The following is a 7,351-nucleotide window of genomic DNA, read 5'->3' as shown; positions in this document are numbered from 1 at the left end:
CGTCGCGCACCGCATACAGCCGGCCATCGGCCGGCACCAGCTCGTCGCCCTGGCCGACGATGGCGCAGCCCACTTCGCGGACCACCTGGCGCAGGCGCGCGCTGGACGGGTGCACCTCGTAGCCGGCCAGGCTCTCCAGCTTGTCGAGGGTGCCGCCGGTATGACCCAGGCCGCGACCGGAGATCATCGGCACGTAGCCGCCGCAGGCCGCCAGCAGCGGCGCCAGCAGCAGGCTCACGCCGTCGCCGACGCCGCCGGTGGAGTGCTTGTCCAGCGTCGGCCCGGGCAGATCGTCCCAGCGCAGGCACTGGCCGGAATCGCGCAGCGCCAGGGTGAACTGACGACACTCCGGGATGCTCATGCCGCGCCACGCCACCGCCATCGCGAACGCCGCAACCTGAGCCTCGCTCCAGGCGCCGCTGCCGATTCCCTGCGCCACCGCGCGCAACTGGCTGGCGTCGAGTTCGCCGCCGTCGCGCTTGCAGCGGATCAGGCCGGCGGCACGCTGCGCGTTCACGACGTTGCCGCGACCAGCTCGCCGAACAGCGCGCTGGCGCCGATGCGGAAATGCGCCGGGTCGGCCCAGCCCGGACCGAGCCGCGCCTCGGCCAGCTCCAGATAGGCGGCCGCATCGGCCAGCGTGCGGATGCCGCCGGCCGCCTTGAAGCCGCAGCGTCCGCCCGCTTCGGCGATCGCGTCGAGCATCACCGCCGCGGCTGCCGGAGTCGCGTTGACCGGCACCTTGCCGGTGGAGGTCTTGAGGAAATCCACGCCGGCATCGAGCCCGATCGCGCAGGCCTGGCGAATGCGTTCGGCGCTGCCCAGCTCGCCGCTCTCGATGATCAGCTTGAGCACGACGCCGTCGCTGCAGACCGCGCGACCGGCACGCACCACCGCGCCAGCGGTGGCCGCGTCGCCAGCCAGCAGCGCGCGGTAGGGCAGCACCAGGTCGATCTCGTCGGCACCGGCCGCCAGCGCCCGCTGCGTTTCGCGCTCGACCCGGGCCGGGTCGCCGCCGCCGTCGGGAAAATTCACTACCGTCGCCAGCTTGATCGCGCTGCCCTGCAGCTGGCGCCGTGCGCCGGCCACGTGCTCCGGGTAGACGCACAGCGCCGCCGGCAACACCGGTGCGGCCAGCGCGGCCGCGCACAGCGCCTCGATCCGCGCCGGCGTGTCGCTCTCGCCCAGGCTGGTCAGGTCAAGCAGGGACAACAGACGCGTCGCCAGGGCGCGCGGGCTGCGGGCGTCGTCGGGCACGGAGCTACTCCACGGATCGTCGGCCTTGGAGCCTAGGCCACGCAGACGGGCGCTTCCTTGACCTGCGGCAAGTCGATCAGAACGCGTAGAGCAGCACGGCGAAGAAGTGGCAGGTGGTGCCGGCCAGCACGAACAGGTGCCAGATGAAATGGCTGTAGCGCAGCTTTTCGTCCAGCACGAAGAACACCACGCCCAGGCTGTAGGCCAGCCCGCCAGCACCCAGCCAGGCCAGCCCGCCGGCTTCCATGCGCACCCACAGCGGGTGGATCGCGATCACGCCCACCCAGCCCATGGCCAGGTACAGCGCGGTGGAAACGTGCGGGAAGCGCATCCCGCCCAGCGCCTTGAACAGCATGCCGGCCAGGGCCAGGCCCCAGACCAGGCCAAACAGCCCCCAGCCCCAGCCGCCACGCAACACGCCCAGCGTGATCGGCGTATAGGTTCCGGCGATCAGCAGGTAGATCGCCGCGTGGTCGAGCGCGCGCAGGATCGCCTTGGCCTTCGGATGCGCCATCGCGTGGTACAGCGTCGAGGCCAGGTACAGCAGCACCGCGCTGCCGCCGAAACTGAGTGCGCCGGCCATCGCGTAGCCGCTGTCGAGGTGGTCGGCCCGTACCACCAGCACCGGCAACCCGGCGATGGCCAGCAGCAGGCCCAGCCCGTGGCTGAGGCTGTTGGCCAGCTCCTCGCGCCAGCTCTGCGCTCGGACGATTGCACCACGGCGGGTCGGTGACATGCGGATGGCCGGGACGCGTGCCGTCACACCCTGGCGAACACCAGGCTGGCGTTGGTGCCGCCGAAGCCGAAGCTGTTGGACATCACCGCGGTCAGTTGCGCCGGGCGGCTTTCACGCAGGATCGGGAAGCTTTCGGCGCGCGGGTCGAGTTCGTCGATGTTGGCCGACCCGGCCATGAAGCCCTCGTTGAGCATCAGCAGGCTGTAGATCGCCTCGTGCACGCTGGCCGCACCGAGCGAATGGCCAGTCAGCGCCTTGGTCGAGGACAGCGGGGGCACCACCTCGCCGAACGTCTCGCGCAGCGCCTGCAGTTCGACGATGTCGCCCAGTGGCGTGGAGGTGCCGTGGGTGTTGATGTAGTCGACCGGGGCGTTGACGCCGGCCATCGCCATGCGCATGCAGCGCACCGCGCCTTCGCCCGAGGGCGCTACCATGTCGGCGCCGTCGGAGGTGACGCCATAACCGACCAGCTCGGCGTGGATGTGCGCGCCGCGCGCCTTCGCGTGCTCGTATTCCTCCAGCACCAGCATGCCGCCGCCGCCGGCGATGACGAAACCGTCGCGGCCGGTGTCGTACGGGCGCGAGGCGGTCGCCGGAGTGGCGTTGTAGTGGCTGGACAGTGCGCCCATCGCGTCGAACTGCGCGGTCATGCCCCAGTGCACTTCCTCGCCGCCGCCGGCGAACATCACGTCCTGCGCGCCGTGGCGGATCAGGTCCGCGGCCGCACCGATGCAGTGCGCCGAGGTGGCACAGGCGGCGGAGATCGAATAGCTCAGGCCGAGGATGCCGAACGCGGTGGCCAGCGTAGCGGACACGGTCGAGCACATCGTGCGCGGCACCATGTACGGGCCGATCTTGCGTACGCCCTTCTCGCGCAGGATGTCGCCGGTCTCGATCTGCCACTGCGCCGAACCACCGCCGGAGCCGGCGATCACGCCGCTGCGCGGATGGCGGATGTGCTCGATGGCCAGTCCCGCATCGGCGATCGCCGAACGCATCGCCACGTAGGCGTAGGCGGCGGCATCACCCATGAAACGCTTCAGCTTGCGATCAATCGCGGCGTCCAGGTCGATCTGCGGCACGCCGGCCACGTGGCTGCGCAGGCCGCGCTCGATGTACTCCGGAATCGCCTGGATGCCGCTGCGGCCGTCGCGCAGCGCGCGCGCCACCGTGGCCGGAAGATTGCCCAGGCACGACACGATGCCCATGCCCGTCACTACGACACGACGCATCTCAAAAACCCTCGGTGGTCTGGAACAGGCCGACGCGCATGTCGCTGGCTTCATAGATCAGGCGATCGTCGACGAAGGTCTTGCCGTCGGCAATCACCAGCCGCAGCTTGCCGCGCATCACGCGACGGATGTCGATCTCGTAGCGCACCAGCTTCGCCGTCGGCATCACCTGGCCGGAGAACTTCACGTTGCCCACGCCGAGCGCGCGGCCGCGACCGGGTTCGCCCAGCCAGGGCAGGAAGAAACCGCTGAGCTGCCACATCGCATCCAGACCCAGGCAACCGGGCATCACCGGATCGCCGATGAAGTGGCAGTCGAAAAACCACAGCTTCGGATGGATGTCCATCTCGGCATGGATCAAACCCTTGCCGTAGGCACCGCCTTCCTCGGAAATCTGCGTGATGCGATCGAACATCAGCATCGGTGGCGAAGGCAGCCGGGCATTGTCGTCGCCGAACAGCTCGCCGCGACCGCAGGCACGCAGCTGTTCGTAGTCGAAGGAGGACGGACGTGTCATGAATAACTCGCGGGGTGAGGAACGCCCAGTGTGACAGCTGGGCGCTCTCCTGTCTTGACGCGGGTCAACCCTGCCGGCGCCGTACGCGCACGCATTGAAACGAGCTCAGCGCGGGCAGCCGCGATCCTGCCGCCAATGCGCGCCCAGCGAATGCCGACGCAGCCGCATCGCACGCAGCAGCGCCTTGGCCAGCCGGGCCTGCCAGCCGGCCTCGGCCAACGCTGCGCAGACCCGCCACGCATCGCGCAGGGCGCGGGCCTCGCGCACCGGACCGGCCGCCTGCCACAGCAGCGCGTGCAACGCCGCGAGCTGGGCGGGCGGCAGGCTTTCGCCGCGCTCGACCACGCGAAGCGGGCCGCTGCCTGGCGCCGGCACCGGGGTATTCGCCAGCAGCTCACCCAGCCGACGGCCGCCCAGCACACCTTCGAGCAGCGAATTGCTGGCCAGGCGGTTGGCGCCGTGCACGCCGTTGCAGGCCACCTCGCCTACCGCGTAGAGCCCCGGCACGCTGGTACGCCCGTCCGCATCGGTGGCCAGTCCGCCCATGTGGAAATGCGCCGCCGGGGTCACCGGCAATGCAACGCGGCGGGGGTCGAAGCCGTGCGCGCAACACGCCGCCAGCACGGTGGGGAAACGCCGCGCCCAGTCGCCGTCCACGCCGGTGGCGTCGAGCCAGACCCGCCCACCCGCGGCTTGTTCCGCGGCCACGCGCCGCGCCACCACGTCGCGCGGCGCCAGGTCGCCGAGCGGATGCACCCCCGCCATCAGCGCGTGGCCGCCGCCATCGTGCAGGCGGGCACCGGCACCGCGCAGCGCCTCGGTAATCAGCGGCAGGCAATGGCCCGGCACATCGAGCGCGGTGGGATGGAATTGCACGAACTCCAGGTCGCGGGCCGCGGCCCCCGCCGCCAGGCCCAGCGCGAGGCCGGCGCCATCGGCACCCGGTGGATTGCTGGTGCGCGCATACAAGGCGCCGATGCCGCCGGTAGCCAGCACCACGGTCGACGCCTCGATCCGCTCATGGCGACCGCGCTCGTCGCGGGTGCGCACGCCCGCCACGCACCCCTCACGCAGCAGCAGGCCATCGACATCGACGCCGCCGCGCCACTGCACGTGCGCGGCCTCCTGCACCCTGGCGCGCAAGGCGTGGACCAGCGCGGCGCCGCTGGCATCGCCGCCGGCATGCACGATGCGCGCCGCGCTGTGGCCCCCTTCACGACCCAACTGCAGGCAGCCCTGTGCATCGCGATCGAACACCACCCCCTGCGCCTGCAGCCACGCGATCGCCGCCGGCGCCCCGGCCGCCAGCCACTGCACCATCGCCACATCGTTGTGCTGCGCACCGGCGATCAGCGTGTCGGCGGCGTGCGCGGCAGCGCTGTCGCGCGGATCGAGCGCCGCGGCGATACCGCCCTGGGCCAGCGCGCTGGCGCTGCCGCGGCCATCGTGGGCGCGGCACAGCAGCCGCACCGGCGCCGGCGCCATGGCCAGCGCCGTGGCCAACCCGGCCGCGCCGCCGCCCACCACCACGATCGGCAGCTGTGCGTGCCTCACACGCTTTCGCGCCGCCCGATCGCCAGCATGCGTTCCAGCGCTGCGCGCGCTCGCACGCTGACGTCGGCGGGGATCTCGATTGCATGCCGCAGGTCGCGCAGGCAGGCGTAGATGTTCTGCAAGGTGATCCGCTGCATATGCGGACACAGGTTGCACGGCTTGATGAACTCGGTCTGCGGGAACTGCGACTTGAGGTTGTCGGCCATCGAGCACTCGGTGATCATCGCCACCCGGGCCGGCTTCTCGCGCGCCAGCCACTTGCCCATGGCGGTGGTGGAGCCGACGAAATCGGCCTCGGCCAGCACCTCGGGCGAGCATTCCGGATGCGCCACCACCCGGGTGCCGAACTGCTCGCGCACATGCCGCACTTCCTGCGCGGTGAAGCGCTCGTGCACCTCGCAGCGGCCGTGCCACAGGATGATCTCCACCTGGGTCTGTTTCGCGACGTGTTTGCCGAGGAACTCGTCGGGCAGGAAGATCACCTTCGGCGTGCCCATCGCCTCCACCACCTGCACCGCGTTGGCCGAGGTGCAGATCGCGTCGGACTCCGCCTTCACCGCGGCCGAGGTATTGGCGTAGCTCACCACCGGCACGCCGGGATGCTGCGCGCGCAGTGCACGTACGTCGGCAGCGGTGATCGAGGAAGCCAGCGAGCAGCCGGCTTCGAGATCGGGAATCAGCACGGTCTTGTGCGGCGCCAGGATCTTCGCGGTCTCGGCCATGAAGTGCACGCCGCACAGCACGATCAGATCGGCGTCGCACTCGGCCGCCGCCTGGGCCAGGCCCAGCGAGTCGCCGGTGATGTCGGCCACGCCGTGGAAGATCTCCGGCGACTGGTAGCTGTGCGCCATGATCACCGCGCCGCGCTGCTTCTTCAGCTTGTTGATCGCGTCGATCCACGGCAGATGCAGCGGAATCTCCAGGCACGGCACCAGCGGTTCGAGGCGCTCGGCCAGCGCGGCGTATTCGTGTTCGAGCTCGTCGCGCCAGACCGGCACGGGCAGGGTTGCGGAGACGCTCATGCTGATCGCTTTTCGAAGGATGAAAACGGACGGCTCAGGCGGTGGCAACGTGGCAGGCGGGTACGACGCGCTGCCGCGGAGGTTCCACCGCCGGCCGCATGCGGCGCGGCGGAAGCATTATGTTGGAAGTCGGGCCACGCATGCTGGGCGGCATCATGGCCGGCGTGGGCAGGCGCACGCCTTGACCCATGTCAACCACTCTGCCCGACGACGGCGAGCGCCTGCGCCGCCGGCAGCACCTCGGCGGCGTACAGGCGCTGCGCCTCCTGCGCATCGAAATCGGCGTGCTGGCGTTTCTTCACGCCATGCTCGGAGAGCACCACGTGGGTATCGGCCACCACGCCCGCGTTGGCGAGGCAGGCCGAAACGCACTTCAGCACGCAGCCGTCCAGCGCCAGGATGCGCCGCCCGCTCCGCGCCGTGCGCACCAGCCCGGCGACGCCGCCGCCGACGCCGGCGATGCAGGACATCTCGGCAACGCCGGCGCGGTCGAGTCGCAGCGCCAGGTGATTGGCCATCTGCGCCGCGCTGGAGCAACCGGAACAGGAATAGACGAGCGGCAACTTGGCACTCATGGGCGAGGCTCCACGGTCGACAGGAAATGATTCGCGCGCCGGCGCACGCCGCACAGCGTCCACCACGCGCAGCCCCACGCCAGCACCAGCGCCAGCCCGGCGACACGCGCCAGCCACGCCGACGGCCAGCACGCAGCCATCGGCAACAGCAGCAGCGGCAGCTGCGCCAGCAGCACGCGGTTCTTCTCGTGCACCGGCAGCAGCCGCTGCACGCCAGGCAGCTGCACGCCGCGGCCGATGCGCCGATGCAGCTCGATCCAGCCGATGAAGGGCACGATCTCCAGCATCATGCCGCTGACCAGCAGCGGCAGCGCGACGCCCAGCCCCAGCGCGCCGGCCAGCATGCCGCCGCGCACGTCCACGAGCAGCGCCAGCGCGGCCAGCGCCAGCATCGCCAGTCCCGCGCGCCAGCTCCACAGCAGCGGCCCGCGGCGCGGTCGCGGCGCCCGCCATTGCAG

Annotated in this window: 7 protein-coding genes and 2 pseudogenes; all 9 read right to left on the bottom strand. The window is 70.9% G+C overall.

The annotated features are described in order from the left end of the window. Positions 1-517 (bottom strand): annotated as a pseudogene (locus UUA_RS17725) (thymidine phosphorylase); the annotation flags it as partial. Continuing rightward, positions 514-1,257 carry a deoxyribose-phosphate aldolase gene (deoC, locus tag UUA_RS17720; RefSeq protein WP_008439411.1) on the bottom strand — a complete coding sequence of 248 codons (744 nt, stop codon included), beginning with the start codon at positions 1,255-1,257 and terminating at the stop codon, positions 514-516. The gene deoC and the pseudogene UUA_RS17725, both read right to left, overlap by 4 nt. Positions 1,258-1,333: 76 nt before the next feature. Next, a complete protein-coding gene (gene trhA, locus UUA_RS17715; protein WP_008439406.1) occupies positions 1,334-1,993 on the bottom strand; it encodes a PAQR family membrane homeostasis protein TrhA in 660 nt (219 codons plus the stop codon). 23 nt (positions 1,994-2,016) lie between these two features. Continuing rightward, complete coding sequence (gene fabB / locus UUA_RS17710) at positions 2,017-3,225, bottom strand: beta-ketoacyl-ACP synthase I (RefSeq protein ID WP_008439405.1); 1,209 nt, start codon at positions 3,223-3,225, stop codon at positions 2,017-2,019. Between the two features lies 1 nt (position 3,226). Continuing rightward, complete coding sequence (gene fabA / locus UUA_RS17705; RefSeq protein WP_008439404.1) at positions 3,227-3,742, bottom strand: 3-hydroxyacyl-[acyl-carrier-protein] dehydratase FabA; 516 nt, start codon at positions 3,740-3,742, stop codon at positions 3,227-3,229. Between the two features lie 105 nt (positions 3,743-3,847). Then, positions 3,848-5,296 carry an L-aspartate oxidase gene (locus tag UUA_RS17700; RefSeq protein WP_008439403.1) on the bottom strand — a complete coding sequence of 483 codons (1,449 nt, stop codon included), beginning with the start codon at positions 5,294-5,296 and terminating at the stop codon, positions 3,848-3,850. Further along, positions 5,293-6,318, bottom strand: coding sequence for a quinolinate synthase NadA (nadA, locus tag UUA_RS17695; RefSeq protein ID WP_008439402.1), 1,026 nt, complete (start codon positions 6,316-6,318; stop codon positions 5,293-5,295). Before nadA ends, UUA_RS17700 begins: the two co-directional genes overlap by 4 nt. A gap of 191 nt (positions 6,319-6,509) precedes the next feature. After that, positions 6,510-6,893, bottom strand: coding sequence for a putative zinc-binding protein (locus UUA_RS17690; protein ID WP_008439401.1), 384 nt, complete (start codon positions 6,891-6,893; stop codon positions 6,510-6,512). After that, positions 6,890-7,351 (bottom strand): annotated as a pseudogene (locus tag UUA_RS19690) (hypothetical protein); the annotation flags it as partial. The pseudogene UUA_RS19690 and the gene UUA_RS17690, both read right to left, overlap by 4 nt.

It is taken from the genome of Rhodanobacter thiooxydans LCS2 (assembly GCF_000264375.1).
Taxonomy (GTDB): Bacteria; Pseudomonadota; Gammaproteobacteria; order Xanthomonadales; family Rhodanobacteraceae; genus Rhodanobacter; species Rhodanobacter thiooxydans.
This window is presented reverse-complemented; position numbering and strand designations above follow the sequence as displayed.

What these genes read in the sequence shown, in the direction of transcription:
- nadA (WP_008439402.1), bottom strand. Translation starts at nt 6,318, where the DNA reads ATGAGCGTCTCCGCAACCCTGCCCGTGCCGGTCTGGCGCGACGAGCTC.
- UUA_RS17690 (WP_008439401.1), bottom strand. Translation starts at nt 6,893, where the DNA reads ATGAGTGCCAAGTTGCCGCTCGTCTATTCCTGTTCCGGTTGCTCCAGC.
- trhA (WP_008439406.1), bottom strand. Translation starts at nt 1,993, where the DNA reads ATGTCACCGACCCGCCGTGGTGCAATCGTCCGAGCGCAGAGCTGGCGC.
- fabB (WP_008439405.1), bottom strand. Translation starts at nt 3,225, where the DNA reads ATGCGTCGTGTCGTAGTGACGGGCATGGGCATCGTGTCGTGCCTGGGC.
- fabA (WP_008439404.1), bottom strand. Translation starts at nt 3,742, where the DNA reads ATGACACGTCCGTCCTCCTTCGACTACGAACAGCTGCGTGCCTGCGGT.